This window comes from Streptomyces sp. NPDC058284 (genome assembly GCF_042881135.1).
Classification (GTDB): domain Bacteria; phylum Actinomycetota; class Actinomycetes; order Streptomycetales; family Streptomycetaceae; genus Streptomyces.
On the sequence record NZ_JBHVYE010000014.1, the window covers coordinates 115,531 to 139,994 of the forward strand.

At 68.4% G+C, this 24,464-nt stretch carries 23 protein-coding genes and 1 pseudogene; 8 read left to right on the forward strand and 16 right to left on the reverse strand.

Features of this window, described 5'->3' with window-relative positions:
* Positions 1-36: 36 nt before the first annotated feature.
* The 10 genes from ACFVYR_RS20655 to ACFVYR_RS20700 all read right to left on the reverse strand — a co-directional run bounded on the left by ACFVYR_RS20655 (position 37) and on the right by ACFVYR_RS20700 (position 11,326).
* A complete protein-coding gene (locus ACFVYR_RS20655; protein WP_384251023.1) occupies positions 37-909 on the reverse strand; it encodes an alpha/beta fold hydrolase in 873 nt (290 codons plus the stop codon).
* Positions 906-1,973: a beta-ketoacyl synthase N-terminal-like domain-containing protein gene (locus ACFVYR_RS20660; RefSeq protein ID WP_384251026.1), complete on the reverse strand. Its 1,068-nt coding sequence runs from the start codon at positions 1,971-1,973 to the stop codon at positions 906-908. The genes ACFVYR_RS20655 and ACFVYR_RS20660 overlap by 4 nt, the downstream gene beginning before the upstream one ends.
* Positions 1,970-3,160: a beta-ketoacyl synthase N-terminal-like domain-containing protein gene (locus ACFVYR_RS20665; RefSeq protein WP_384251028.1), complete on the reverse strand. Its 1,191-nt coding sequence runs from the start codon at positions 3,158-3,160 to the stop codon at positions 1,970-1,972. Before ACFVYR_RS20665 ends, ACFVYR_RS20660 begins: the two co-directional genes overlap by 4 nt.
* Positions 3,157-4,470: a beta-ketoacyl-[acyl-carrier-protein] synthase family protein gene (locus tag ACFVYR_RS20670; RefSeq protein ID WP_384251030.1), complete on the reverse strand. Its 1,314-nt coding sequence runs from the start codon at positions 4,468-4,470 to the stop codon at positions 3,157-3,159. Before ACFVYR_RS20670 ends, ACFVYR_RS20665 begins: the two co-directional genes overlap by 4 nt.
* 34 nt (positions 4,471-4,504) lie before the next feature.
* Positions 4,505-4,774 (reverse strand): acyl carrier protein, encoded by a 270-nt coding sequence (locus ACFVYR_RS20675; protein WP_384251033.1) that lies wholly within the window; start codon positions 4,772-4,774, stop codon positions 4,505-4,507.
* 361 nt (positions 4,775-5,135) lie between these two features.
* On the reverse strand, positions 5,136-5,534 hold the full coding sequence (locus tag ACFVYR_RS20680; RefSeq protein ID WP_384251035.1) for a hypothetical protein: 399 nt from the start codon (positions 5,532-5,534) through the stop codon (positions 5,136-5,138).
* A gap of 231 nt (positions 5,535-5,765) precedes the next feature.
* A complete protein-coding gene (locus ACFVYR_RS20685) occupies positions 5,766-6,749 on the reverse strand; it encodes a TniB family NTP-binding protein (protein ID WP_384251251.1) in 984 nt (327 codons plus the stop codon).
* 83 nt (positions 6,750-6,832) lie between these two features.
* A complete protein-coding gene (locus tag ACFVYR_RS20690) occupies positions 6,833-8,968 on the reverse strand; it encodes a Mu transposase C-terminal domain-containing protein (RefSeq protein WP_384251038.1) in 2,136 nt (711 codons plus the stop codon).
* Positions 8,965-9,789, reverse strand: coding sequence for a TnsA-like heteromeric transposase endonuclease subunit (locus tag ACFVYR_RS20695; protein WP_384251040.1), 825 nt, complete (start codon positions 9,787-9,789; stop codon positions 8,965-8,967). Before ACFVYR_RS20695 ends, ACFVYR_RS20690 begins: the two co-directional genes overlap by 4 nt.
* Before the next feature lie 130 nt (positions 9,790-9,919).
* A complete protein-coding gene (locus ACFVYR_RS20700; RefSeq protein ID WP_384251042.1) occupies positions 9,920-11,326 on the reverse strand; it encodes a DNA-binding protein in 1,407 nt (468 codons plus the stop codon).
* Positions 11,327-11,530: 204 nt separating this feature from the next.
* Between ACFVYR_RS20700 and ACFVYR_RS20705 the strand changes: the two genes are divergently transcribed.
* From ACFVYR_RS20705 to ACFVYR_RS20715, 3 genes are read left to right on the forward strand one after another with little or no spacing between them, the layout of a single operon-like run.
* Entirely contained in the window at positions 11,531-12,931 is a 1,401-nt protein-coding gene (locus ACFVYR_RS20705) for a 3'-5' exonuclease (RefSeq protein ID WP_384251045.1), read from the forward strand.
* Positions 12,928-13,437, forward strand: coding sequence for a DarT ssDNA thymidine ADP-ribosyltransferase family protein (locus tag ACFVYR_RS20710; RefSeq protein ID WP_384251047.1), 510 nt, complete (start codon positions 12,928-12,930; stop codon positions 13,435-13,437). The genes ACFVYR_RS20705 and ACFVYR_RS20710 overlap by 4 nt, the downstream gene beginning before the upstream one ends.
* Positions 13,434-14,528 (forward strand): hypothetical protein, encoded by a 1,095-nt coding sequence (locus tag ACFVYR_RS20715; RefSeq protein ID WP_384251049.1) that lies wholly within the window; start codon positions 13,434-13,436, stop codon positions 14,526-14,528. Before ACFVYR_RS20710 ends, ACFVYR_RS20715 begins: the two co-directional genes overlap by 4 nt.
* Positions 14,529-14,661: 133 nt before the next feature.
* On the opposite strand, the gene ACFVYR_RS20720 is transcribed toward ACFVYR_RS20715, so the two are convergent.
* A complete protein-coding gene (locus ACFVYR_RS20720; protein ID WP_384251051.1) occupies positions 14,662-15,612 on the reverse strand; it encodes an IS481 family transposase in 951 nt (316 codons plus the stop codon).
* 411 nt (positions 15,613-16,023) lie between these two features.
* Between ACFVYR_RS20720 and ACFVYR_RS20725 the strand changes: the two genes are divergently transcribed.
* Positions 16,024-17,601, forward strand: a complete 1,578-nt coding sequence (locus tag ACFVYR_RS20725; protein ID WP_384251053.1) for a hypothetical protein — start codon at positions 16,024-16,026, stop codon at positions 17,599-17,601.
* A 35-nt stretch (positions 17,602-17,636) separates the two neighbouring features.
* Here ACFVYR_RS20725 and ACFVYR_RS20730 read toward each other — a convergent pair whose 3' ends face one another.
* The 5 genes and pseudogenes from ACFVYR_RS20730 to ACFVYR_RS20750 all read right to left on the reverse strand — a co-directional run bounded on the left by ACFVYR_RS20730 (position 17,637) and on the right by ACFVYR_RS20750 (position 20,295).
* Positions 17,637-17,921, reverse strand: coding sequence for a hypothetical protein (locus ACFVYR_RS20730; protein WP_384251056.1), 285 nt, complete (start codon positions 17,919-17,921; stop codon positions 17,637-17,639).
* A gap of 48 nt (positions 17,922-17,969) precedes the next feature.
* Positions 17,970-18,098, reverse strand: a pseudogene (locus ACFVYR_RS20735) (endonuclease domain-containing protein); the annotation flags it as partial.
* Positions 18,099-18,126: 28 nt separating this feature from the next.
* Positions 18,127-18,978, reverse strand: coding sequence for an IS5 family transposase (locus ACFVYR_RS20740; RefSeq protein ID WP_384251058.1), 852 nt, complete (start codon positions 18,976-18,978; stop codon positions 18,127-18,129).
* A 59-nt stretch (positions 18,979-19,037) separates the two neighbouring features.
* Positions 19,038-19,526, reverse strand: a complete 489-nt coding sequence (locus ACFVYR_RS20745; protein ID WP_384251061.1) for a hypothetical protein — start codon at positions 19,524-19,526, stop codon at positions 19,038-19,040.
* Positions 19,527-19,842: 316 nt separating this feature from the next.
* Complete coding sequence (locus ACFVYR_RS20750) at positions 19,843-20,295, reverse strand: ATP-binding protein (protein ID WP_384251063.1); 453 nt, start codon at positions 20,293-20,295, stop codon at positions 19,843-19,845.
* A gap of 252 nt (positions 20,296-20,547) precedes the next feature.
* On the opposite strand from ACFVYR_RS20750, the gene ACFVYR_RS20755 reads away from it, so the two are divergent.
* The 4 genes from ACFVYR_RS20755 (at position 20,548) to ACFVYR_RS20770 (ending at position 24,372) form a co-directional block, all read left to right on the forward strand.
* The gene (locus ACFVYR_RS20755; RefSeq protein WP_384251065.1) at positions 20,548-20,781 is read left to right on the forward strand and encodes a DUF397 domain-containing protein; all 234 of its coding nucleotides are present in this window, start codon (positions 20,548-20,550) and stop codon (positions 20,779-20,781) included.
* Between the two features lie 86 nt (positions 20,782-20,867).
* Positions 20,868-21,800 (forward strand): helix-turn-helix domain-containing protein, encoded by a 933-nt coding sequence (locus ACFVYR_RS20760; RefSeq protein WP_384251067.1) that lies wholly within the window; start codon positions 20,868-20,870, stop codon positions 21,798-21,800.
* A gap of 147 nt (positions 21,801-21,947) precedes the next feature.
* The gene (locus tag ACFVYR_RS20765) at positions 21,948-22,643 is read left to right on the forward strand and encodes a serine protease (protein ID WP_384251069.1); all 696 of its coding nucleotides are present in this window, start codon (positions 21,948-21,950) and stop codon (positions 22,641-22,643) included.
* Between the two features lie 376 nt (positions 22,644-23,019).
* A complete protein-coding gene (locus tag ACFVYR_RS20770) occupies positions 23,020-24,372 on the forward strand; it encodes an MFS transporter (RefSeq protein ID WP_384251254.1) in 1,353 nt (450 codons plus the stop codon).
* Positions 24,373-24,464: the final 92 nt, after the last annotated feature.

Here is a 24,464-nt window from a genome sequence, read left to right on the forward strand (position 1 = left end):
GTGGGGCTGCGGAAAGGGTCGGCAAGGTGAGGCGGGTCAGAGGGCCGCGCGGGCGGCCGCCGTGCCCGGCACGAGGCCCGGGAATGTTTCGGCCAGCAGGGCGTGCACCGCGTCCGCGAACCTCCGCGGCTGCTCGGCCATGGCGAAGTGGCCGCAGTCGCCGAAGAGTTCGAACCGGCCGTCGGGCAGCGCCCCGGCCAGGGCGCGGGCGTCGTCCGGCGGGGCGGCGAAGTCCTTCGTGCCGGCCACCACGAGCACCGGCAGACGCAGCGAGGCGACGTCGAGGTCGGGGCTGCGCAGATACGCTCCGAAGAACTGCTGCCAGCCGTAGGGCCCGATCCGGTCCCGCACCCGCATGGCCATCGCGGCGCGCAGCTCGGGCGAGATGCGGTCGCCCGCGCCGATCCGCAGCCCCTCTTCGAGGATGCGGTGGAAGCCGCCCAAGTAGTACAGGGCGTCGTCCCAGGTGAAATCGCCCGGGCTGCGCCGGTGGAAGGGCGCGACGACCACAGCGGCGCGCGGCCCACGGCCGACGGCCCGGCGGGCCAGCACTTCCAGGGCCGGTCCCGCCGTGAAGGAGTGCACCACGATCGCGTCAACGCCGCCGGGCACCGCGTCGAGCGCCCGTTCCACGTGGTTCGCCGGGTCGTCGTGGACGCTCCAGCCGGGATCGCCCTCGGCTCCCCACGGCAGGACGCCCTCCCAGATCTCGATGCCGTCCAGGGCCAGTTCGTCGTACGGCCGCCACACAGAGGTGGAACCGGCCAGTCCGTGTAGCAGGAGCAGCCGTACCGGCGCCGGTACGGACCGGGCCGCGCGGCGCAGCCGGACGGAGGCCGTCCACCGTCCGCGCGGGACCGGCAGCCCGGTCACCGTGCCGCCGGTGCCCGGCCCGTCGTGCGTGCTCATCGCGCGCTGCCCACGGACTCGGCAGGCACCGCGCCAGGTGCGGACAGCAGCAGGGCGGCGCTCGCGTCGTCCCAGCCCGCATCTCCGGTACCCGCGCTGACGAGCACGAGGTCGGCGGGGTCGGGCCCGTGGCTGTCCAGCCAGACAGCCGCTGCCGCGCACTGCAGCACACCGAGCGCGCCCGAGGCGGGGCCGTACCGGGCGGACAGGTCGTGGACGGGCACGGTGCCAGCTCCGGCACCGAGGCCCGACGCCGGGGCCGTCACCCCGTCAGGGTGCTCCGGCGCGCACCACAGCCCGATCCGTCCGGCGTGCCGGGAGCGCACCTCGGCGACCGCGTCGGCATGGCCGCCCCGGCGGGCGTACGGGCCGACGGCGGCCAGTGGCGGTACACACCTGGCGCGGGCCGACGCGGCCGATTCCACGACCAGCGCGACTGCCCCGTCGAAGAGGTCGGGGACCGCGTCCGCATTCCCGGCGCTATGCCTCTCGGGTGTGCCCGTGACGTGCCGTACGGCGGGGTTGTCCGGCTCGACGCCGAGGACCAGGACGCGCTCGACCCTGCCGGCCGCGATCAACAGCCGGGCCCAGTTGACGGCGTCAAGGCCGGACGTCGGCCCGTTGCACAGCGTCAGGTTGGCGCCGCGCAGCCCGTGAGTGATGGCCACCCAGGAGGCCACGACGTTGCTGGAGGTAGCGGGCAGCATCATTGGGCTGGTCGCCAGGTAGCTGGATTCGGCGATGGTCTGCACGGTCTCGCAGACCGTGTCGGCGTTGCCGTAGTTGGTGCTGGCCACCACACCGACGCTCTCGCCGGGGACGGTGAGGTCTCCGGAGTCGTCGGTGAGCCCGGCCGCGCGCAGCGCGTCCGAGGCCGCCGCCATACCGAGCTTGGTGGCGCGGTCCTTGTAGCGCAGTCCGCGCCCCTTGAGCCGGGAGACGGGGTCGGATGCGCCCCGGTGGCCCGCGGGCAGCGGCCCGAGCAGGTCGCCCGGACCAGTCAGCCCACGCACGGCGGTGCCGAGCCCGGTGATCATGGCGTATGCCGTGCGTTCCGTACTCACTGGCCTCCTCCCTCGGGGTGCCGAGGGCCGGGGAAGTCCGCGACGCGCTCCACGACCGCGACCGCGTTGAGCCCCCCGAACCCGAACGAGTCGATCTGCGCCAGTCTCAGCGGCTGTTGCGGCCGCTCGGCGGTGCCCCGCACCAGGCGGAAGCCGGCCACGGCGTCCACGGGGTCGTCGAGATACACCGTCGGCGGGACTGTGCCAGTGCGCATCACGTCGACGGCGGCGATCAGGCTGTGCAGCCCGGAGGCGCCGGCGGTATGGCCCGTCATCGACTTGATCGCCGTCATGTACGGGGAGGGGCTCAGGCCCGCGAACACCGTGCCGAGCGCGGTCGACTCGGCCTCGTCGTTCAGCGGGGTGCCGGTGCCGTGCAGCATGACCAGGTCGATGTCCGCGGGCCGGACCCCGGCCCTGCGGTGCGCCTCCTGGACGGCGGCGGCGATGCTCTTCGCGTCCGGTGCCGACGGGTGGTATGCGTCGCAGTTGACCGCGACCCCGCGCACCCGGGTGTGCACCCGGGCGGCCGGTCCAGGCCCGTCGGCCTCCCGGCGTAGCACCACCGCTACCGCGCCCTCGCCCTGGAGCATCCCGCGCCGCTCCCGGTCGAACGGCCGGACGCGGTTGGGGGCTTCGGGGTAGCAGCGGTCGAGCAGCCCGTAGGTGCTCTCGGTGAGGGTGTCGACCCCGGCGACGACGACGGTGTCCGCCGCGCCAAGGTCGAGCAGGTCGGCGCCCAGCGCCAGCGTGTACAGCGACGCCGAGCAGGCGTTGGCCACGGTGTGGGTGTCCGCGGCGTTGAACCGGTGCCGCAGCATGGTCCCGAAGTGCAGGTCGGCCGCGTCGAACGGGATCCCTTCGCGCCACGACAGCTCCACCGAGCGCAGTTCACGCAGGGTGGTGCCCACCAGCACCGGCACCCCCGACAGGTCCTCGCCGAGTCCGGCGTCCGCCGCAGCGGCCGCCACCGCGCGTTCGAGCCAGCGTGTGGCCCGCAGCGGCTCGTCCACACCCGGTGCCGGACGGTCGTCGATCTCGTACGCCACCTGAGCGCGGAACTTCTCGCGGTCGTAGCCGCGCAGAGGGCCGAGCCCGCTGCGGCCGTTGACCAGCGAGTCGAAGATCTCCTCGACGCTGCCGCCGATGCTGGCGACGGCGCCCATCCCGGTCACGATCCAGCTCATGCCGCGCTCCCCACAGGCCCCGTACTCCCCGCGTCGCGGTACGCCCCGAGGATCAGTACGGCGTTGTTGCCGCCGAACGCGAGCGCGTTGTTCTGTACGACGCTCAGCTCTGCCTCCACGGCCTCGTTGGGCACGCAGTCGACGCCGCACTCCGGGTCGGTCTCGCGGTGGTTGACGGTCGGCGGGATGAAGCCCTCAGTGATCGCCAGGGCGCAAGCCGCCGCGGCGACCGCGCTGGCCGCGCCCATGCTGTGTCCGATCATCGACTTGATGGAGACCGTGCGCGGCATGGAGTCCTCGCCGAACACCTGGCGGATGGCGCCCGCCTCGGTGATGTCGTTGGCCTTGGTGCCGGTGCCGTGCGCGGAGACGAAGTCGATCTGGTCCGAAGTCACGCCCGCGTTGCGGTGGGCGATCCGGATCGTCCGCGCGATGCTGTCCCGGTCCGGGGCGACCGGATGCAGGGCGTCGCAGGCGAGCCCGTACCCGAGCACCTCAGCGTAGATCCGGGCCCCGCGGGCGAGCGCGGAGTCGAGGCTCTCCATCAGGAGGATGCCCGCTCCCTCGCCGGTGAGGATGCCCTCGCGGTCCTTGTCGAAGGGCCGGCACACCTCCGGGGCGATGGTGCCGAGCCGGTAGAAGCCGGTGAATGTCTTGCGGCAGGCCGCGTCTGCGCCGCCGCACAGGGCGATGTCGACGTCACCGCTGCGCAGGGCGTCGTAGCCGTAGCCGACCGCGTAGTTACCCGCCGCGCACGCGGTCGGGATCGTCACGGCCTCCACGTCCTCCAACTCCAGCTCGCGCATGATGCCGGCCGACAGGCGCCCGGCCGGGACGCGCCGGGCGACGGCCGGGTCGTACTCGCCGGGGCCGCCGCTCAGACCCGCGGCGACGAGTTGGTCGAGGTCGCGGGACTCACCGTCCGTGGTGCCCACCGACACCAAGGAGCGGCGGGCCCGCACGTCCGCCACGGTCAGGCCGGCGTCCTCGATCGCCATCCGCGCGGCGGCGGCCGAGAACTGGCTCGCCCGGCCCAGTTCCTTGGGGTCCTGCCGCGTGATCCAGCGTTCTGGCTCGAAGTCGGTGACCTCGCAGCCGTTGGCGTGGGCGAATCCGGTCGTGTCGAACGCGGTGATCGGCTTGACGCCGCTGCGTCCCTCACGGAGCCCGGCGGCGAAGGCCGCGACACCGATGCCGATGCTGGTGACCACGCCGAGTCCGGTGATGACCACCCGGCGGCCGACAGCCTCTGGGTGCGGGCGCCGGGGCTCGCCGTGACCTCTCTCGTCCGTGCTGATCGAAGCATTCATCGAAGCTCACCCATCTGGCGGTCGGGACGACGGATCAGCTCTGGGCAGCCTCGGCCACCACCGTGTACACGCCCTCCAGGTTGACCATGCGGCTGAGCTCGGCCTGGTCGATCGTCACGTTCTGGGTCCGCTCCAGAGCGGCGAGGATCTCGATTGCACGCAGCGAGTCCGCGTCGTGCTCCTCCTTGAAGAGGCTGGTCTCGGTGACCTCGTCCTCGTCGATCTCGAGAATGTCGCAGACGATTTCCTTGATTTGCTGCTTGCGGGCAGCGTCAAGGCCGTTCGTCAGGCTCACCTTGGTCATCTCGACTCCAATGGGGGATCGGTATCGGAGTCCGGTGACTCCGCCCATGTGATGAGTCGAGAGTGGAATCGGCTGCTATACGCGGCCTATACGGTCTCTGATCTCCCAGCCAGCCCAGCTGCGCGGCACGCAGGCCTGTCTGGAATCGGCTGCTGTGATTCCGAGGTCCGTAGTTGGTGTGGCGAGGACTGCTTGAGCTGGGGAGTTGGTGATTACCTGATAAGGAGTCCGGCGCTTGCGGGATGTTGGAAGCAGTGGTGATGTGGCGTCTGACCTGTGGTTGTTCGGGTTCGTTGATAACGGCGGTGTGGTGTTGGTGACGGTGTCCGGCATCTAAAGGGCTCACGCGTATTTGTTCTGGTCAGCGGCTTGGCACCGGGTCTGGTCTGCCGGTCCAGTACAGGGCGGTGTCGATGTGGCGTGCGGTCCAGCCGTCGGCGCGTGCTCCGCCGTGGTGCAGGAGGTCGTCGAGGAGTTGCAGGTAGCGGCCGTAGAGTCCCGGTGTGAGGGTGAGGGTGAGGGTGTCCAGGGCGTGTTGGACGCGGCGGTCGTAGACGGCCATCCGCTGTGGTGCCGCTGCGGTGAGGATGGCTGAGGCGAGGGCGTCGCCGGTGCGAAAGCCGGGCAGTTCCCAGATGATGCCGCGCCCTGCGCGGGCGACCTCGCTGCGCGGGAGAGTGGTGTCGCGGACGGCGGTGAGGCCCGCTCGGTGACTGCTCGTACCTGGGGGTCCGGCAGGGACATCAGCGCCGACACCCAACGGGTCTGTGCGGACAGCCGTTTCCAGACCACCAGGGCTGCGATGTCCGTCTTGCCGAGGCTGCCCGTGTGCTCGGTTCGCTGTGCGACCTCGTGGAAGACCTCGTCGTAGTGCGGTGAGACGCCGGCCAGGTAGCCGGAGCGGGCGGGGATCAGGACGTCCCATGCCCGGCCGCAGACAGCAGCGAACTCCTCCTGGGCCGGTGTACCCCTCATCTTCTTCACGTCCGCATCATGCCGTTGTCGCTGTTCGGCGGGTGCGGGGGCGTCTGTGTTCTTCGGCGAGGTGGTCGAGCTGGATGGCTTCGAGTGATTTTTTGGTGATGCGTTCGGTGCCGTCGCAGATGGCGGTGATGGCTGCGTGGCGGATGAGGCGGGCGAGGCTTCCGATGCGGCCGGCGGTGCGCTGGTGGAGGTAGGCGGCGTGGCGGGGGAGTGTGCCGGGTGGGTGCTGGGTCAGGTCGAGGGCGTTCTCCATGTCGGTGATGAGGTCGGTGAAGGGCCGGGTCTGGCCGTGGCGGGCGGGGAGGGGGCCGCAGGTGATGAGGCTGGCGCGGCCGGCGAGTTGGGCGCCGCGTACTCCGGCGAACAGCGGGGTTGAGGCGACATCGATGCCGGTGTAGACGAAGGTCACTCTGATGCGCTCGGTGAGGTCTTTCAGCAGGTCGGCGGCTTCGGCGCCGGTGGTGGTGCGCGGGTTGAGGCGGTGGATCTCGTCGATGAGGACCAGGCGGACGCCAGCCTGGGTGTAGGTGTGGCAGACGGCGTTGGTGATCTGGGCCTGGGTCATGCGGGTGGTGACGGGGATGCCGAGGTAGCGGGCGAATTCGGTGGCGAGGGTCTTGGCGGTGGCGCCGGGCGGCACCAGCAGGTACGCGACCGGTATCTGCTGGTGGGTGCGTCCGGGCGGGGCGGGGTGTTTGCGGGTGTGGGCGAGGTGGCAGGTGCGTCCGACTTCGAGGAGGGCGGTCGTTTTCCCGGCCGCGGCCGGGCCGGTGACGATCAGTGAGGGCCGGGCGGTGGTCTGCTGGTGGCGGCCGAGCAGCATCAGGGTGCGGACCTGGGTGGCGAGGGTGTTGATGGCGGGGGTGCGGACGGTGACGAACGCGGAGTGGTAGGCCAGGCGTTCATCCGTGCTGCGGAGTGCGTCGCCGGGTTGGGGCGGGGCGAGAGGCGGGGTAGTGGCGAAGTTGTGCCAGCCCTGCCAGGTGGTGATCGGCCACTGCGGATCTGCTGCGTGCGGGCCGGGCAGCGGTACCTCGGTGTCGGTGGTGGCGTGGTCGTTGCGTGCGGGGCTGGTCACCAGTTGAGGGCTTCCTGGGCGGGGTCGTAGAGGCCGAGTCCGGTGTACGGGACGGGCGCGTCGCCGTTGTCGACGGTTTCGTCGTCGCCGTCGGCCTGCTCCGGGTCGTTGGGCAGGGTGTCGAGGTCGTCGAGGCTGTCGTCGTCCCAGCTGTCGGCCTGCGGGTCCGGAGTGTGGGGAGGGCGGGTGACGGCCGTGGGCGGGGGTGTTTTCAGTGGTGCGGTGCGGGTGATCAGGCGCTGTTCGCCGGGGGTGGCGGTGCCGGTGTGGGCGCGGCGCATGAGCTGGTCGAGGGCGTCGGCGAGGTCGGCTTCGTGGGTATCGCGGTCGCCGTGGCGGGCGGTGATGGTTTTGATGTGCTGCCAGGTGGCGCTGTTGAACGGCTGGTGGATGTGGTCGCGATGGACCCACGGGATCTCTGCCAGGTGTCCGTCGGGCAGGCGGATCCAGACCTGGCGGGCGTCGTGGGGGTTGGTGTGGATCTCCCATTTGCCGCCGCGCGCGGTGACGGGGGAGGGCTGGCCGCGGTAGGGGGCGAGGATGTCCGCGTCGTAGGTGCGGTGGTCGATGCGGATGCCGCGTTCGGTGATGGCCTGCCAGCGCACCGGCAGCAGTTCGAGGTAGTCGCTGCCGCTCAACGGGAGGGGTACGTGGCCGGCGAGGGCGATGAGGGCGGCCCACATCTGGTTGGGGGTGAGCGCCTTCTTGGGCAGGGTGGGGTGGCACAGGCCTTCGTGGGGGCGGTGGTGGTAGTGGATCAGCCATTCGTCCAGCAGGTCCTGCAGCTGGGCGACGCTGAAGCAGGCCTCGGTTTCGGCGTCCGGTCCGCGGCGGGTGACGTCGGAGCCGGTGTAGCCGGGCAGGTGCTGGCACAGCAGGGCGTTGATGGTGCCGAAGGTGCGCTCGACGATGCCTTTGGCGGCGGGGGCGTAGGGCGGGGTGGGCTGGACGCTGATGCCGAGGGTTTCGCAGGCGGCGCTGAACGCCGTGGACAGGTAGACCTTGCCCCGGTCCACGACGATCGTCTCGGGCACCACGACCGGCCGGGCGGCTGCGCCCTGAAGGCGTTCGTCCAGACCCATCAGCCGCTGTAACTGGGGGAGTTGGGTGTGGGCGACGCGCAGTGCGTCGGGCCAGGTGGGGCGGGCCGGGTGGGGGACGGCCATCTCGGCGAGCAGCAGGGCGGCGTCGACGGCCTTGGTGCCGGCGGGCCGCAGGACGGCGGCGAGGATGGCGCGGGTGGCGACGTCGACGGCGATCGTGAGTTCGGGCCGGCCGGTGGTGCCGTCGTCGAAGACGGCCAGGACGTCCAGCCGCGTGGTGTCGACCTGAACCTGCTCGCCCGGCCGCAGCGCCACGGTCGGGGTGAACGCTCGCCTGCCGGCCGGGGTGGGGAGGGTGTTGGCGGGGCGGTGGGGGTGTTCGGCGGGACCGGCGAGCTGGTGGACGAGCCGGTAGAAGGTGGCCTGGGAAGGCATGGGCACCGTGCCGCGGCCGTGCCGGTCGGTAAGGATCTGCGCGACCAGGGGTGTCAGGCCCTTGACGGTGCCCTTGGAGCGGCCGCGCTGGCGGCGCAGTGCTTCCTCGATGGCGGCGATGACGCGTTCGTCGGTACGCCCGGTAGGGCTGGGACGGCGGGTGGTGCGGTGGTCGACCAGGCCCCACAAGCCCTGTTTGCGGTAGGCCAGGCGCATGCGCTGCACCGTGGTCCGGGAGACAGGTCCGAAGCCGATCGCGGTCAGCTCCGCCGCCTTGGCCTCCTCGCGCTGGGCGAGTGCGAACCGGTCGGGGTCGTATTCGGCCCGGGGCGCCCCGTCGCTGTCCGTCCCGCCGGGCAGGCCGGTCTCCACCTCGCGGATGTGCCGCTGCCAGGCCAGCGCCTTGCGCCGCGCGTCCTTGGGCGCGGTTTCGAACAGACCCCACTGCGTCACGGCCTGGGGCATCTCGGCGCCCACGATGGCGAAGGACGGGTCGGCGAACAGGTGTCCGGCCACGACCGTCTCGTCTTCGCCTGTTTCACCGGCGAGGTGGACCTGCTGCCCTGCCACAGCGATGACCTGCCAGACGCGGTCACGGAAGCGGACGTGCGCTCCGACCTGCAGCACCGGTCGGCCGCCACGCCGCACGCTCACCGCCCATCCCCGCTGCCCGGGCCGCCGCGGCCGTTCGCACCGCCGACGCCGGTACTGACGAGGACCCGCTCGTTAAGCGGTACGTCCAGGGGCGTGGTGAGGTGTCCGTGCCACAGGGCGTGGAAGACGGCAGGCAGGACTTCGATCGGGTCGCCCACCGCTTCGGCGCCCTCGATCAGCGGCCGCGGCTGTGCGAACACCTCACGTACGGCGGCCGCGAGACGGGGACGGCCGGCGTTGCGGGGATGGCGGTAGCCGGCCAGCCATTTTAGGTTCGCCGAAAGCGTCTTCTCCAGCAGCTCAAGGCGCCGGTAGCTCCAGCCGGCCTGCGCGCACGCCTCCTCCAGGACCGTCGCGGCCCGCTGCGCCCGCTCGCCGCCGGCCTCCGGGTGGCTGGGGCAGTCGGCCAGCAGGGCGGTGCCGTCGCGGTGGTGGGCGAAGAGCTGCGGCACCCACGAGCGGACCTGGCCGCGCGTGTCCCGCCACAGCAGACGGACCGGCCGTCCGGCCAGGCCGACCACCTCGGGGTCGCGGTCCAGCACCATCAGCTGCGTCCGCATCGCGGCCGACCTGCACGCCACATGCCGGCCGGTCGTGGCCGACCACCACTGGCCGGGCCCCCACCGCCGCCCCGGCACCACCGGGAACGCCGAAACCGGCTCCAGCTCCTCGAAGGCCACCGAGAGAACCGCGTCCGCCCACCGCTGCTGCACCACCTGCCCGATGGGGTCGACGAAGACCGCCTCCCACTCGGATCCGGTGTCCGTCTGCATGTGCTGTGAGCGGCCGCCCGATGCGGCCGCTGCGTCCTTGCTGCCCACGTGCCCCAGTCAAGCCCGTCCTGCCTGCGTGGCGGGCGGCTTCACGGATTTTGATCACGAGTGCAGGGCAATGAGGTATTGCCCTGCGGATGACGGTTCCGTGCACACCTCCCTGCCTCCTGGCACTTGTTCACCGCTCCTTTCCCGACCGCCCGTTGCGGTGGGCCGCGAGTGCCTCGGCCAGGACATCGGCCGGCAGGCGGATCCAGCGCGCCAGATCCTCCAGTGCCATCCCGGCCGTGAGGGCTGCTGCTGCGGTTTCCCGTACGGCCTGGTCGATCAGCGTGGCGGCATGGCCGAGGTTGCCCAGCAACTGCTGCGCGGCGTCGGCGGTCTTGCCGTACTGGGCACCGCGCAGCTGGGTCAGCTGCTCTTCGGCGTCGTTGATCAGGCTGGTGATCAGCGCCCGCTGCTCGGCCGGCACCGTAGAGCGCCACGTGGTGCCCGAGCCGGGCGCGTTGCGCTCCTTGGACAGGACGCGCAACTGTCCGGCCATGGTGGCGGGCTCGTGCTCCTGGCGCAGCCACCACGGATCGTTGCCGTAGCCGGGCGGGCCCCCCGCGCCGCGGCGGATGCGGATAACAGCGCCCATCCACGAGGTCAGCGGGCCGCCGTAGTCGGTGGCGGCAAGCGGCCCCAGCCACCCCCGCCCGACCAGCTCACCGAGCCGGCGGCAGAACGACCCATCGGCGGGCAGCGGCCGCGGCTGCTCGGCCCCGCAGTCCCTCCACACCAGCTCGGCCATGGCCGGGTCCAGCAGCGCGTCGGCCACGGCCACCACCTCGGGGAAGACGACCGCGTCCCGCCCCACGATCCGCCACCGCTCCAGCTCCGTCCCGGCGTTGCCGCCCGCGACCTGGTGCAGCCGCCGCGGCCAGATAACCTCCCGCTCCCAGTGCAGGGCCTGTTCCCACCACCGGGCGACCACCGCGTGCGCCAGCGCGAACACCCTCTCCGGATCTGCTCCGGCCCGTGCTGCGCGCCGCGCCACGCCCGTCCACCGCCGCTGCGCCGCGGCCACTTCCGGCACACCCCGCACGTCCAGGTGCTCCAGGGGCTGGTCGGCGTCCGCGTCCAGGAGCCACCGCCGGTGCCGGGCGCACACCCGCTCCCATCGCGGCGCGTACCGCACCACCCGCACGGCCGTCCCCGTGCGCCGGGCCGCGCACAGGCGGCAGCCGAAGGCGACCGGCCCGGCGACCGCGCCTCCGGTCCGCCACGCCGCCGCCGGCACTCCGTTGTTTCCGGCCGACAGCTTGACGTCCTCCTGTCCCCAGGACGGCAACGCCCGCGCTAGGACGTCTTCCTCGACGCCGCACAGGCCTGCCAGGAGCTGCCGTCCGGCTGCATTCAGCAGCACCTCGGCGTCGGCCCGCGCGCCTCCTCCGTCGTGCCCTGGCCGGTAGTTGCGCCACTGCCAGCACGACCGCAACACCTTCGCTTCCATCCCGTAGCGGCCTGCGATGCGGCAGATCAGCGACGAGGTCGTCTCCCCATGCAGGGGAGCTGTCCGCAGAAGGCCGGGATGATGGGGCACTCCACCACGGTCTCGTGTTCGGCGATCCGGGTGGGCGTTTCTGGGGAGCCTTGATCAGTTTCCGTCACCCGAACGGGTGAGCGGTGTATCGCTAACCGTAATCATGCGACAGGATGCCTGTCCGATTTACAGCCTGCCTGGTGGCGCCGACTTCTAACATGGCCTCAGGTACGGGGGAGCGAGTCTTGGGGAGGGGACGCGCGGGTGAAGGTTCTCAGGCCGACGCAGCCGACGAGCGAGCAGCTCACGGTGATCAACAATCACAAACCGGGGGTGTTCGTCGTACGGGGCGCCGCCGGCAGCGGCAAGACGACCACCGCCCTGTACCGGCTGAAGTTCACCGTCCGGTACTGGCAGCGCCGCCGCCGTGACGGCTTCATCGACGGCCCCGTCCGCGTCCTGGTCCTCACCTACAACAAGACCCTGCGCGGCTACATCGAGGAACTGACGAAGGAACAGATCAAGGGCAACGACGTCGAGCTAACGATCTCCACCTTCGCCAAGTGGGCCACCAACCGTGTGCCCTACGAGCGGATCCTTCAAGAGCACGAGCACAACGGAAAGCTGGACGCCCTGGCCGCGGCCCTGCCCCTGTCCGAGGACTTTGTACGCTCTGAAGTGGATTATGTCCTGGGCCGCTTCACGCCGGACCGCCTGACCGAGTACATCGAGTGCGAGCGGCAGGGCCGTGGCCGTTCCCCGCGCATGCCGGCCTCGCTGCGCCGTCGGCTGCTGGACGAGGTGATCGTTCCTTTCCAGGAGTGGAAGAAGGAACAGCAGGCCTGGGACTGGGCTGACCTGGCCAACGCCATGGCGGCCAAGCGCGCCGACGACCCGTACCACGTCGTCGTTGTGGACGAGGCCCAGGATTTCTCCGCCAACCAGGTCCGGGCGGTCCTCAACCACGTCACCGACGAGCACACCCTCACCTTCGTCCTCGACGCGGCCCAGCGCATCTACCCCCAGCGCTTCACCTGGGCTGAAGTCGGCTTGAGCGTGGGGCCGCACAACAGCAAGCTGCTGTCGAAGAACTTCCGTAACACCCGGCAGATCGCTGCCTTCGCCGCCCTCCTGCTGCGCGACGTAGAGACCACGGACGACGCCGCGATCCCGGATCTCTCCTCGTGTGGGGAGGACGGCGACAAGCCTTTGCTGGTCCAGGGGACCTTCACCCAGCAGATGGACCACGTGGTGCAGTTCCTCAACGACCTCGGCCCGGAGAACGACGAGTCCGTCGTCATCCTCCATGCCAAGGGCGGCGGCTGGTTCAGCGAGGTCAAGGCACGCCTGAATGCAGCCGGGCTGGCCTGGGTCCCGCTCACGCGTACCGGGGAATGGCCCACCGGCCCGGTGAACGTGGCGCTGTCGACCATGCACTCCGCAAAGGGTCTGGAGTTCGACCACGTGATCATCGTCGGCCTCAACAGCGAGGTCATGCCGCACGCCACCGAGCCCGGCGACAGCGAACGAGACGCCCACCTGCGCCTGCTGGCCATGTCAGCTGGACGCGCTCGCAAGACGTTGACCATCACTTACAAGCCCTCCGAGGCCAGCGACCTCATCGCCTGCATGGACCCGGACACCTATGACGTGAAGGCCGTATGACCACCACAAAGCCGAGTCCGCCCACATCGGACGGCGACATACACGCCGAGGGAATCAGCACGCTCATCCAGAAACGGAAGATCACCGAAGTGGTGCACTTCACCACCAACCGTGGTCTGCTCGGCATCCTCGTGCAGCGGCTGTGCAAAGCTCGGGCACTTCTTGCCAATGACGAGTACCTCGAGAACATCTACCACGAGAACACCAAGTGGCGTCGTGAGGATCCCAAGTACTGGTCGTACGTGAACCTCAGCATCAGCGAGCCCAACCACCGCTTCCTTCGCATCAGCAGCGAAGACTGGTGGGCGAACGAAGACCTGTTCTGGGCTGTCCTCAGCTTCGATCCAGTGATCATGACGCACCCCGGCGTCCTCTTCGCCCCAGGCAACATGGGATACGAAGGCATCACCCCCGTCGAGGGACTGCCCGGAGCCGAAGCCCTCTTCGCTGACCGCGTCCCTTATACCGGCACTACCACTGCAATGTTCGGGAAACGCAGGCCATGACGACAAGTACCTCGCCGGGCAACGACATCGCTCTTGGCCTGATCGCGCAGGACCTGATGTTCCTGCGACGCGTCATGCAAGGCGCCGTCGAGGCTGGTGATCGGGCGATCGTTCCCCTGATGTGCATGTACAACTACAGCTGTCTCATGGTCCACGAGTCCCATCGGGCGTTGCGGGCGATCGAGACAGACCTCGCCCAGACCCTCGTGTACGACTGCGCCGATGTCATCGAGCGCGCGCGTCACTCGGTGAAGCTCTTCGACGACACGCAGAAGAAACTGCCCGCCATCGGCGCGGACTTCGGACGTATCATCGAGGCTCATCGCGCAGAGTTCCTGGGCAACACCTGGCTGCCTCTGGCACGTCCGCTGGAAACGGACCTCGCCCTGTGGCGCTACCAGGGCAGAGTCATCTCAACCTCGCACGTCATGAACTTCTTCATGTCCTTCTCGCCCAGCCAAATCCACGACCCTCCCAGCCTTGGCCGCGAACTCCGCACCGTCGCCTCCGAAATATCGAGATACACGGCAGCAGCCACGGGCGAACTGGACTGGACAGGCACGTCCTTCATGGAAGTGATATCGAAGAGCCCGACGGCCAAGGACGTACGCGCAAAGAAGACCTATCAGAAGTCCTTTGATCCAGCTATCCCCGAAGAGATCAAAGCGGCTCTGACAGCATTCACATGCGCGCTCAACGTGGTCGACGTGCTCCTCGCGGAGGAGACCAACGGGCAGTCCGACGCCACCGTCGTGAAGCTGCGCTACGTCACACTGCATCACACCCTCTCGAGTCTGACTAAACTCGCCAACACCTATGGTTCGCAACTGCGGCCCTCCACACGCCAGACATTGGAGGCCATCCTCACCGCGCCGATGAGCCTGAAAATCATCCAGGCGAACCCGCAATTCCGTAACACGCTCGTCCATTACCGGCCTGACGGCCGTGTGCGGGACCAGCTGTCCCTTGACGCCCCGCTCTTTGGCCTGGTCAGCGCCTACTTCGGAGAAGACTTCACCTCCTTCACCGCAGGGCTTGCACAGCATGTGAGGTGTGTAGCTCAGCAAATGGAAGGTTGGTCGAACTGGTGAAGGCCTGACGGCAGCCGTATGACGCATGAGCCCCACTGGCTGCGGGAACACCGCTGTCCGGCCTGCATGCACTAGGACCTCGCCTGGCGGACCACCCGGTTGCCCTGGCTGGAGGACTGATGGCGCCCTAGCTTTATTGACCCGCAGGGTTGTTGACGCGGCTGATCGGTGGGTGGCCTGCGAGTGCGGTGTGGCTGCGGTGGTGGTTGTAGGTGTGGAGGAAGTCTGCCAGGGCTGCGGTGCGTTCGGTGTTGCTGGTGTAGGGCCGCTGGTAGGCCCATTCGTCGAGCAGGGTGCGGTTGAAGCGTTCGACTTTGCCGTTGGTTTGTGGCCGGTAGGCGCGGGTGAGTTTGCCGGTCGCGCCGAGGTCGGCCAGGGCATCGCGCCAGGCGAAGCTCTTGCGGTAGGGCCAGGCGTTGTCGGTCAGGACGCGTTCGATGGAGTCGATGCCGTGTGCGGTGAAGAAGGCTGCGGCCCGGCGCAGGAAGGCAGCGCAGGTGGCGGCCTTCTCATCTGCATGGATCTCGCTGTAGGCGAGGCGGGTGTGGTCGTCGACAGCGGAGTGGATGTAGTCGAAGCCCATGTTGCTGCGGGTGACGCGGCCGGCCTGGCGGCCCAGCACCTTGTGGCCGCCGCCGTCGGGGATGCGGCCGAGTTTCTTGACGTCGACGTGGATCAGCTCGCCCGGGCGGTCGCGTTCGTAGCGGCGGATGACCTGGCCGGTGGGCCGGTCCAGGAAGGCCAGGCGGTTGAGCCGGTGGCGGACCAGAATCCGGTGGGTGGTGGAGGCGGGCAGGCCCAGGATCGGGCCGATGCGGGCGGGACCGAGCTTGCGGTCCTGGCGCAGGCGGCACACCTGGGCCTCGGTCGTCGCCGGGGTGCGGTGCGGGGTCGTGCGAGGCCGGCTGGAGCGGTCGTGCAGTCCCTGCTCGCCTTCGGCCCGCCAGCGCCGGACCCACTTGTGGGCGGTGACGCGCGAGATGCCCATCTCGGCTGCGACATGCGCTACCGGACGGCCCGTGCGGACGCGTTCAATGAGAAGCCGCCTGCCGTGGACGGTCAGCCGGGCATTACGGTGGGACACGAAGACCTCCGTGCGGTGCAGTCCTAGACAGCTCCACCACACCGGAGGTCTTCGCCATGATCAAGCCCGGCCAGCGTTAACAACGCTCGTGATCAATACACCTAGCGCGCTGCAGCGGCGGACAGCTACCGCCATTGTCAGTGATGGGGCTTAACGTCACATCCACGACATCCCCGCCGCGCCCCACCGGACCCCACGTGGTCACTGACGAGCTTTGGGTCGGTGCGTTGGTCGCCCCCTTCTTCCAGGGGCCGCTACGAGGTGCATCGTTCGTACGACGGTCATGAGTTTGGCTCTGGCTGCTGAATCCAGTCGAAGTCGTTGCCTCACGTACGCAGGATCACCGAATCCATCGAGCCGGGGGCACTTCAAGTCCGCAGCGTGGGCGATACGAGCATCTACCCTTGTCCGGTGACTGATCAGCCTGAGGGCGGACGTTCCTTCGAGAGTGACATCCGCCGGATTAGTGGAGACGCCTTCGTCGACTGGATCCTCGCCGTCGAAAGCGGAAGCGGTGACCGAAGTCCGGAACAGCAACAAGTGATCTCGACGGTGCACCAGCTTGCGCAGGAACTGCCTGCGGACGTGTCTCTGCCAGCCCACTTTCGCTTGGCCCGTCTTCTGCATCCGAGCCCCGGTTCAGACACGCTGCTGGCCAATGACTTGCGGCTACTGGCCGGCGGGGCCCCACCGGTACTCCCTGAGCCAGCGGGCGATGCTGTTCTTGCCGCCCTTCAAGCGTGGGTAGCAGAGTGTTTCGGCGGGCTCCTCCTCGGTGATTCCGGGCTTGGGCTGGGTTGGTCTACCCCAGCCCGGGCCCGCCTCGATCGCATGGTTGCAGCTGACTCCACGCTGCCCTTCACGACTGACTCGACATCAGAGCAGAGTGTGTGGATCGACTCAAGCACCGGCGGGCAGACGATGCAGCTGGCAGGCGTTGGCCCAAGCATCGCAGTGGCCGCCTTCCGGCAGGCGGCATTGCGTAGGCCACCGCAGCTGGAGGATCTGCTGCAAGGCCTCCCGCAGGCACTCCGACAAGCACGCAACGCCTACGCAGAACAGGAGGTCCAGGCCACGGGTCTCGCGGGTCTGACAGGAATCCTCCTCCCGGACCAGAAACAGGAGATCATCACCAGTTGGGGGCGCGTGCGCGCCACCCGCAGAACCGACAACCTCCTCGCCCAACACGGAGGGGGAACTGCGGCCGCCGAAAGCCACCTTGACGACGGGACGGTGATCCGAAGCCAGGGCACCGGAGACCTGACCATCGAGTGCAGCGTGCCATGGGGCGCGAAGGTCACGCTGCATGCCGGGGACGAAACGCCCCCGATGCGCGCCACCACCCACCCAGGCAGCCACCAGGAGCTCGCGCGACGAGCCCAGCAGGTACGACTGGCCTTCACACTGACGATGAATAGTCCCAGCTCCCCTGCGCTCCTGCCTACCTGGTCCCTGATCGAGAGCCCGACTGCCCCCGCGAACGGCTTCTCCTACACCGAGCTTGCGCGGCTGCGTCACCGCACGCCTACACGCATCTCAGTCGAGCAGGCAGAGGAGTGGGAACGGTGGATCACAGCCCTGGATGCTGCCCCCCTTACGAACCTTGGGCACGCACCCCAACGACTGCTCAGAGCTGTCACCGAGCGCTTCGATTCCACCGACGCGCTGGTGGACGCCGTCATTGTCTGGGAATCCATCTTTGGCACCCACGCCGAAATCACCTTCCGGGTATGCGCCTCCCTGGCCCGCCTGCTCTATCCGACACTGGAAGAACGTCGTGCGTTCTTCAAATTGGCCAAAGGCGTCTACGACATGAGAAGCCGCATTGTCCACGGCGCACAAGACATCACGCCGAAGAAGATTGACGACGCTCGAGACCTGGCCATCACCACCGCCACGCTGGCTCTGCGCGAGCTCATCACAAACCGCCGTGACCTCCTAGAACTCCGCGACAGCCCCAAGCGCAGCGAACAGATCCTGCTCGAGTGACAAGGCGAGTTTTCTGGCCCAGTCAGGCAGCCCCCTCATGCCTGTTCTGTCAGCGCGTGGTGGACGGACTCACGGACCAGACGTGCCACGTCGGCTGCCGGGACCACCTGGTCCCACCGGTGCGCCTCCAGGCCGTGATTGCACGAGAGGGCCACCGATACCGAGCCGTCTGGTTCACTACGAGCATGACCGCGGTAGGGCTCCCACTCGCAGTCCGTATGCGCGTCGGGCTCGAGCAGGTCACGGACCAGCCGGGCCCGATGATGCGCGGGCAACGTGCTCTTGCGTCGGCAGTCGATGCAGCGCAGCAGGTGAGCCATCGCCCCGGGAGTCTGCAGGTAGTACCAGCCGCCGCTTTCCAGGGTGTTGCAACTGGCGCAGACCGGTCCGCGTACCTTTCCGTGCCCGGGCTCGTGGCAGTGGTCCCAGTAGTAGGCGCGGCGCGGTTCCTGGCACAGACAACACAGGTAGGCATCGGCCCGTGTGGCCGGTGACAGAGCGGTGTAGAGAGCATCTGATCACTGTTCACGCAGATGTGAGTGGGATGTCCGTTTCGATTCGCCAGGTTGGTACGGATTCTCCGGTCAGTTCGCGGGACATCTTGTTAGCCATCGCCCAGTGGATCATCGCCCGCGATCTCTGCGGTAGTGCTTCGTAGTCCCGTGCTAGACGGCGGTGCTGCATCAGCCAGCCAAAGGTCCGCTCGATCACCCACCGCTTCGGCAGCGGCTCGAACCCCTTCGCCCTTGGCCGCTGCACCACCTCGACATCGATACCCAGCCGGGCCCCGTGGTTGAAGATGCTGTTCTGGTAACCGCCGTCGGCCCAGACCTTGGTCACGCTGGGGTGTGCCGCGGACAGGTCGTCGAGCAGAAGCTTGCCGCCGGTGGTGTCGTGCACGTTCACGGCGGTGACGAGGACGGCAAGCACCAGACCGAGCGTGTCCGTGATCAGGTGCCGTTTGCGGCCTTTGATCTTCTTGCCGGCGTCGATGCCCTGACTGGTCTCGGGGACGTTTGCCGAGGTCTTCACGCTCTGCGCGTCCACCACGGCCGCGGTGGGTTCCGCACTGCGGCCGTGAGCCCGCCGGGTCTTGTCGCGTAACAGGTCGTGGACCTGCTGGGTGGTGCCGTCCGCTTCCCACTTCGCGTAATAGTCGTAGACGGTCTTGTACGGAGGGAGGTCGTGCGGCAGGTACTCCCACGGGATGCCGGTGCGGTTGACGTGGAGGATCGCGTTGACGATCTCCCGCAGATCGTGCACCCGGGCCGCGGTGCCCGGTCCATTCCGTCTCGCCCGCCAGGCGGTGAAGACCGGTTCGATCAAGGCCCAACGGGCGTCGGACACATCACTGCGATACGGACGACGAACACTCACGCCTCATCCAACGACCACCAACACCACCAGTCACAAAATCATCCCAGAACACCAACTACCTAGATCAGATGCTCTCTTAGCGCGGCTGACTTGCCCTTGGCGCTCTCGTGCGCAGCAAAGTTGCGCAGAGCGACCAGCAGGTTGATGGGGTCTCGATGCTGCGGGCTCTTCACGACCCTATAGAGGTAGTGCTCGGTGCCCACGACTTCCTTGATCACCTTGACGAGACCACCCTGGCCTCCCTTGAAGTCGAAGTATCCGCCCCCAGTGAGCAGGTACTCGCAGACCTCGTCGTTGAGGTGGCGCGGGAAGGGAACTCCGGTCTTCGCGCTGATCGTTGAGGTGTCATTGTTGACGGCCGTGATCAGGCAGTCGAGCATCAACTTCTCGAATGCCACCGCAGTCTTGACGAGGGCCGCTTCGTACACCCAGGTCAACGCCTGATCGGTCAGCTTGGCTTCCTCCGCCTCAAGCACAAAGTCCCAAATCCGCTGAGACGCCTGCATGAACATGTCTGCTGCGAGCTTCCCGCTCTTCTTCCTGGGCACACCAGGACGCTAGCCACTCCCACAGAAGCCCGCACGCCGTTCCCCGTCATGAACAACGGATACCCATCGTGGAAGGCCCCGTAGTTTAATTCTGGTCAACTTGTTCGACCCGTGTCGCGGCCGCCATCCCCCTGGGAGATGCAGGTGAACACGGGCCACTACCGGTCGAGCAGACCCGCCCACCGGCCGCACCGATGACAGGAATGGCATCTGCCGACGGGCGGGGCCGGTGCGGCCCGCTGAACGAGGAAGTCACCTTCAGCCGGTGACCAGCGACAGGCAGGCAGTGCCGCCCGTCCGTGAGGCGGTGAGGATGTCAACGTGCGATGCGGGCCCAGACCGTTTTGCCCGGGCCATCGGCTGGCACGGTGCATCCCCAGTCGTCGCTGAGGGCCTGGACGATGCGAAGTCCGCGGCCGGTTTCGGCGAGGAGATCGTGCTGTTGGGGGGCGGCGGGTACGGGGCTCGGGTCGGTGACGGTGCACAGGACTGCGTGGCGAGTGTGTGCCAGGCCGAGCCACCCGGCATCGTGTTCGTGGCCGGTCTGCAGGGTGTGGAGCAGGCAGTTTGATGCCAGTTCGCTGGCCACCAGGACGGTGTCATCCAGGCAGGTGGTCAGTTCCCACTGGCGGAGCGTCTGCGCGATGAACGTCCTGATGCGGACGAGAGCTCGGGGGTCGGAGCGGAAGCGGTGGGCGGCGAAAGCGGGGATTCCCAGGCCCATGGCCAGGCCCCAGTCGAGGGGTCTGGGGACGGGGTGCGCCGGCACATGGGCCTCCTCGCCTGCCGGGCTGGCGTGGTGCGCGGGGAGTGGTGTGCCATTTTCAGACACTGTGAAGAACACCCTTCCGGGGGACGGTATGTCGAAGCCTGAATCACTAGCATTCTCACCTACCGCCCGCCATGCAATTGCATATGGGATTGCATAGCGGGCGGGAGCTGAGCGTGGCCCGGGGGAGTGGCCTTGGGGAGGCTCCGGCTTTCGTGATGGGCAACGAGGCGTGAGGAGTGAGGGAACGGGATGCAGTACAGCAACGGCGTAGCGGCCGACCAGATTCCGGATGTCAGGTGGATCAAGGCCAAGGCGAGTACGGGGAGCGGCAACTGTGTCGAGCTTGCCTCCCTGCCGCAGGGAGAGGTGGCGGTACGCAATTCCCGACACCCCGACGGTCCCGCTCTGGTATTCACCCGCGAGGAGATCGCAGCCTTCGTGACCGGAGTCAAAGACGCAGAATTCGATCACCTGACTCCGTGATGCTCAGGGCATAGGTTGTTCAGCGGACATGCGGACCACACTCTGGGAGACTGGCCTCATCTGCCCATTCCCCTACAGGAGTTCGCATGTCCGCTGTCCACAAGGATCGTGAGTCGCCCGTCGCGCCGGTCCTGTCCATGCCGGGGCAGGACTCCAAGCGGGAGGCCGCGGCGCGCATGCTGGGGGACGAGCTGCGCAGGATGCGGCAGGAGCGGGGGCTGGCCATCAAGGACGTGGCGCCCGTCATCCGCGCCTCCATCTCCAAGATCAGCAGGATGGAGCGGGGCGAGAGCCCTCCGCGTGAAAGGGACGTTGTCGACCTCGCGCGGTTCTACGGCGCTGGCCGCGAGAAGCTGCTGGAGATCGAGCAGCTGCTGCGGCTGATGGAGGACAGCGCATGGTGGGAGCAGTACAACGACGTGACCCCCTCCTTCCTTAGGCGGCTCATCGGCCTGGAAGGCACCGCGGACAAGATCTACACGTACGAGAACCACGTCGTGCCGGGGCTCTTACAGTCCCCGGACTACGCCCGCGTGCTGGTGGAGGCCGCGATGCCCGGGGCGTCGGAAGAGGAGATCCTGCGGCGCGTGCAGATGAAGATGGAACGCACCAAGCTGCTGCGGAAGGGGCAGCCGCCTCAGGTGATCGCCCTGCTGGATGAGGGCATTCTGCAACGCCCCGTGGGCGGCGCCGAGGTGATGTGTGGTCAGCTCGAATACCTCAAGTGCGCCGCGGAGTCCAAAGGCGTCAACATCCGCATCCTCGAATTCGACAAGGGCGCCAGCGTGGCCCCGACGCACCCGATCACGCACCTGCGCTTCGGGGACGGCGGGCCGCCGGAACTGGTCTACATCGAACTGCTGGACAGTGCCTCCTATCTGACGAAGCCCGCGAAGGTGGACCAGTACCGGCACGTGCTGGCCCAGGTCAGCCACGCCGCCGCCTCGTGGAGCGACAGCAGAAGACTGCTGGACCAGGCGATTGCGCGCTACCGCCGGCTCGCCAGCGAAGAGCGTTGACCCCGGGCGCCTTGGACATCCCCCGGAAACGCACGTCCTGAAGAGCGGGTTTCCTTGATCGGATGGGCCAGTCCGGCCGGGGCACGGGGAACGTCACCTGAACGCCGTGCGGGCTCACGACACTCTGGCTCTGGTAGACCTGATGGCGTGCCTGAGAGAGATCCGGAACGCGTCGCTAACTTCGTCGTGCCCGTCGTCCGGGTGGAACGGCTGCCGGATCAGGTCAAGTACGTGGGTCTGGCGGGGACCGCGTTCCTCTTGGAAGGGACCGGCGGCCTCGCCATGACCGCCCGCCACGTCGCGGACGCCCTGGTGCTTGGTGAGGCCGCCGTCCTGTTCATTGGGAACGATGGAAGTTGGCAGCCAGCCGCAATCCAGGCAATCCACAAGCACCCCACGCAGGACGTGGCCGTACTGCGGCTGGAGCCAGGTGATTACCCCTCGCCCTTCACCCTGAGCCGCACCGACGAGCACGCGAGCCTGCACTACACCCTTTGGGGATATCCAGACGCGGTCTTGTACGAGATCGTTGGCCCCGATGACCGGGTGCTCCAGCGCCCCGACTTGGTGTACTCCGAGGGGTACATCCGTCGCCGGGTCTCCCGGACGCTGCCGGCCGTGCAAGGCGACCGCTTCTTCGAACTCAGCACCGTCTCCGGTGGAGGTTGTTCTGGGGCTCCGGTCATCTCGGGACGGATCGGGGACCACTGGAAGGTCATCGGGGTGTACGTCGGCCAGTGCCGCTCGCACACCAGCGACTTGGCCGTCGGCTACGCCGTCCGGGTCTCTGACCTCGACGCCGACGCGGCTGACTGGACAGCTCTGTTCAACGCCAGCGCTTAGAGATCGCGCGGATAGGTGCTCCGCGGCGCCAGAGTTCCCGGTGCCCGAGAAGCTCTGGCGAACGGGCCTACGAGTGAAGAGGTGAGATGTCAGGCAGGTGTCTGAGCCGGGTGTCTCTGCCCTGGTAGCGTTCACGGCATGTCTGCTGCTTCGTGTGCGGCCGCTTGCGCCGCAGTGACCAGGTCGTCCCGCTAGCGGCGGGACGTTCGACTCACACACTCTTCCTGGACGTCCAGCCGCTTCGTGATTCAGACCGGAGCGGCACGTTAGTGCTGCTCAGAACTTCTTCTGAGCGACGGAGCACCTGATGCTTCCAGGCATCCTTTCTCGCGGGCACAGCCCGTCCCCGGCACGCGCATGGCTGGTGCTGGGCGCGATGTCCATGCTGCAGTTCTTCATCGCGGTCGACGTGACCGTGGTCAACATCGCCCTGCCCTCGATCGGCGCTGACTTCGACGTCGACGAGCACGCTCTGACCTGGGTCGTGGTCGGGTACACGGTCACCGGTGGCGGGCTGCTGATGCTCGGTGGCCGGCTGGGCGACCTGCTCGGGCGCCGGCGCGTGCTGCTGCTCGGTACCGGCCTGTTCGGCGCCGCGTCCCTGCTGGCGGGCCTGGCTCCCACGTTTGCGCTGCTGGTGGTCGCGCGCTTGTTGCAGGGCGCCGGTGAGGCCATCGCGCTGCCTGCCGCGATGGCCACCATCGTCCTGATGTTCCCCGAAGGGCCACGCCGGTCGCGGGCCCTGAGCATGTGGGCGGCGGTGGCCAGCTGCGGTCTCGTGGTCGGGTTCGTCCTGTCCGGAGTCATCACCGCCCACCTGGGGTGGCGGTGGATCTTCCTGGTCTCGGTCCCGTTCATCCTGATCGTGCTGCTGGCGGCCGTCTTCCTGGTCGAGGGGGAACGGCCTGTGACCAAGGACGTTTCGCGGCTGGACCTTCCCGGCGCGCTGCTGCTGACCGCCTGCCCGCTGCTGTTCACCTTCGGCGTGGTCGAGGCCGGTGAACCCGGAACGCCCGCATGGGTGATCGTGGGGGCCTTGGCCGGGGCGATGGCCGCTGGGGCCGGGTTCGTGCAGATCGAGGCACGCTCGCGCAACCCGCTGCTGCCGCTGCGTTTCTTCGCCAACCGCACGCGTGTGGCGGCCAACCTGGCCACGATGCTGCTGAGCGGGGCGCTGTCGACCTCGTTCCTGCTGTTCACCTTGTATCTGCAGGACCGGTTGGGCATCGGCCCGCTGGGCGCGGGTCTGACGATGCTTCCTCTGGCCCTCTCGCTGATCGTGTTCTCCCTGCTCGTGCCCCGCCTGCTGGGCTGCTGGGGAGCACGCGCGTGCGTGCTCGCCGGCATCGGGTTCACCGCGGCCGCGATGGCAGTGATCGCGGCCATCGCGGCCCTGCGGGCAGACGGTGTAGCGATGATCCCGGCCATGCTCCTGATCGCGGCCGGGATGGGGTTTGGCCTTGTGGGGCTCCAGTACCTCGCGGTCAGCGGCGTCACTGAGGACGACGCCGGGACCGCCTCGGGCGTCCAGCGTGCGGCTGACCAGCTGGGCGGTGCGACCGGGGTGGCACTCTGCGTCGGGATCGGGTTCGCCCCGTCCCTGCACTCCCTCGATCCGTTCCTGGTCGCCACCCTGCTGGCCGCCATGGGGCTCGTGACCGGCGCGGTCGTGGCCTGGCGCATGCCCGCGCCCGCTCCCGCAACAGACCTGCAGGAACAGGCCGGGTGACTTTCGTCCCGCAAGGGTGTGCCGCCATGACAGTCGGGACGGCACACCCCTGCGGGACTTGCTGGTCAACGCCCTCTACGGCCGAACGAAGG

Excerpts from the sequence above, each read along its gene's own strand:
- ACFVYR_RS20655 (WP_384251023.1), bottom strand. The coding sequence starts at position 909 with ATGAGCACGCACGACGGGCCGGGCACCGGCGGCACGGTGACCGGGCTG.
- ACFVYR_RS20665 (WP_384251028.1), bottom strand. The coding sequence starts at position 3,160 with ATGAGCTGGATCGTGACCGGGATGGGCGCCGTCGCCAGCATCGGCGGC.
- ACFVYR_RS20670 (WP_384251030.1), bottom strand. The coding sequence starts at position 4,470 with ATGAATGCTTCGATCAGCACGGACGAGAGAGGTCACGGCGAGCCCCGG.
- ACFVYR_RS20675 (WP_384251033.1), bottom strand. The coding sequence starts at position 4,774 with ATGACCAAGGTGAGCCTGACGAACGGCCTTGACGCTGCCCGCAAGCAG.
- ACFVYR_RS20710 (WP_384251047.1), top strand. The coding sequence starts at position 12,928 with ATGACCACCACAAAGCCGAGTCCGCCCACATCGGACGGCGACATACAC.
- ACFVYR_RS20715 (WP_384251049.1), top strand. The coding sequence starts at position 13,434 with ATGACGACAAGTACCTCGCCGGGCAACGACATCGCTCTTGGCCTGATC.
- ACFVYR_RS20730 (WP_384251056.1), bottom strand. The coding sequence starts at position 17,921 with ATGGCTCACCTGCTGCGCTGCATCGACTGCCGACGCAAGAGCACGTTG.
- ACFVYR_RS20755 (WP_384251065.1), top strand. The coding sequence starts at position 20,548 with ATGCAGTACAGCAACGGCGTAGCGGCCGACCAGATTCCGGATGTCAGG.
- ACFVYR_RS20760 (WP_384251067.1), top strand. The coding sequence starts at position 20,868 with ATGTCCGCTGTCCACAAGGATCGTGAGTCGCCCGTCGCGCCGGTCCTG.
- ACFVYR_RS20770 (WP_384251254.1), top strand. The coding sequence starts at position 23,020 with ATGTCCATGCTGCAGTTCTTCATCGCGGTCGACGTGACCGTGGTCAAC.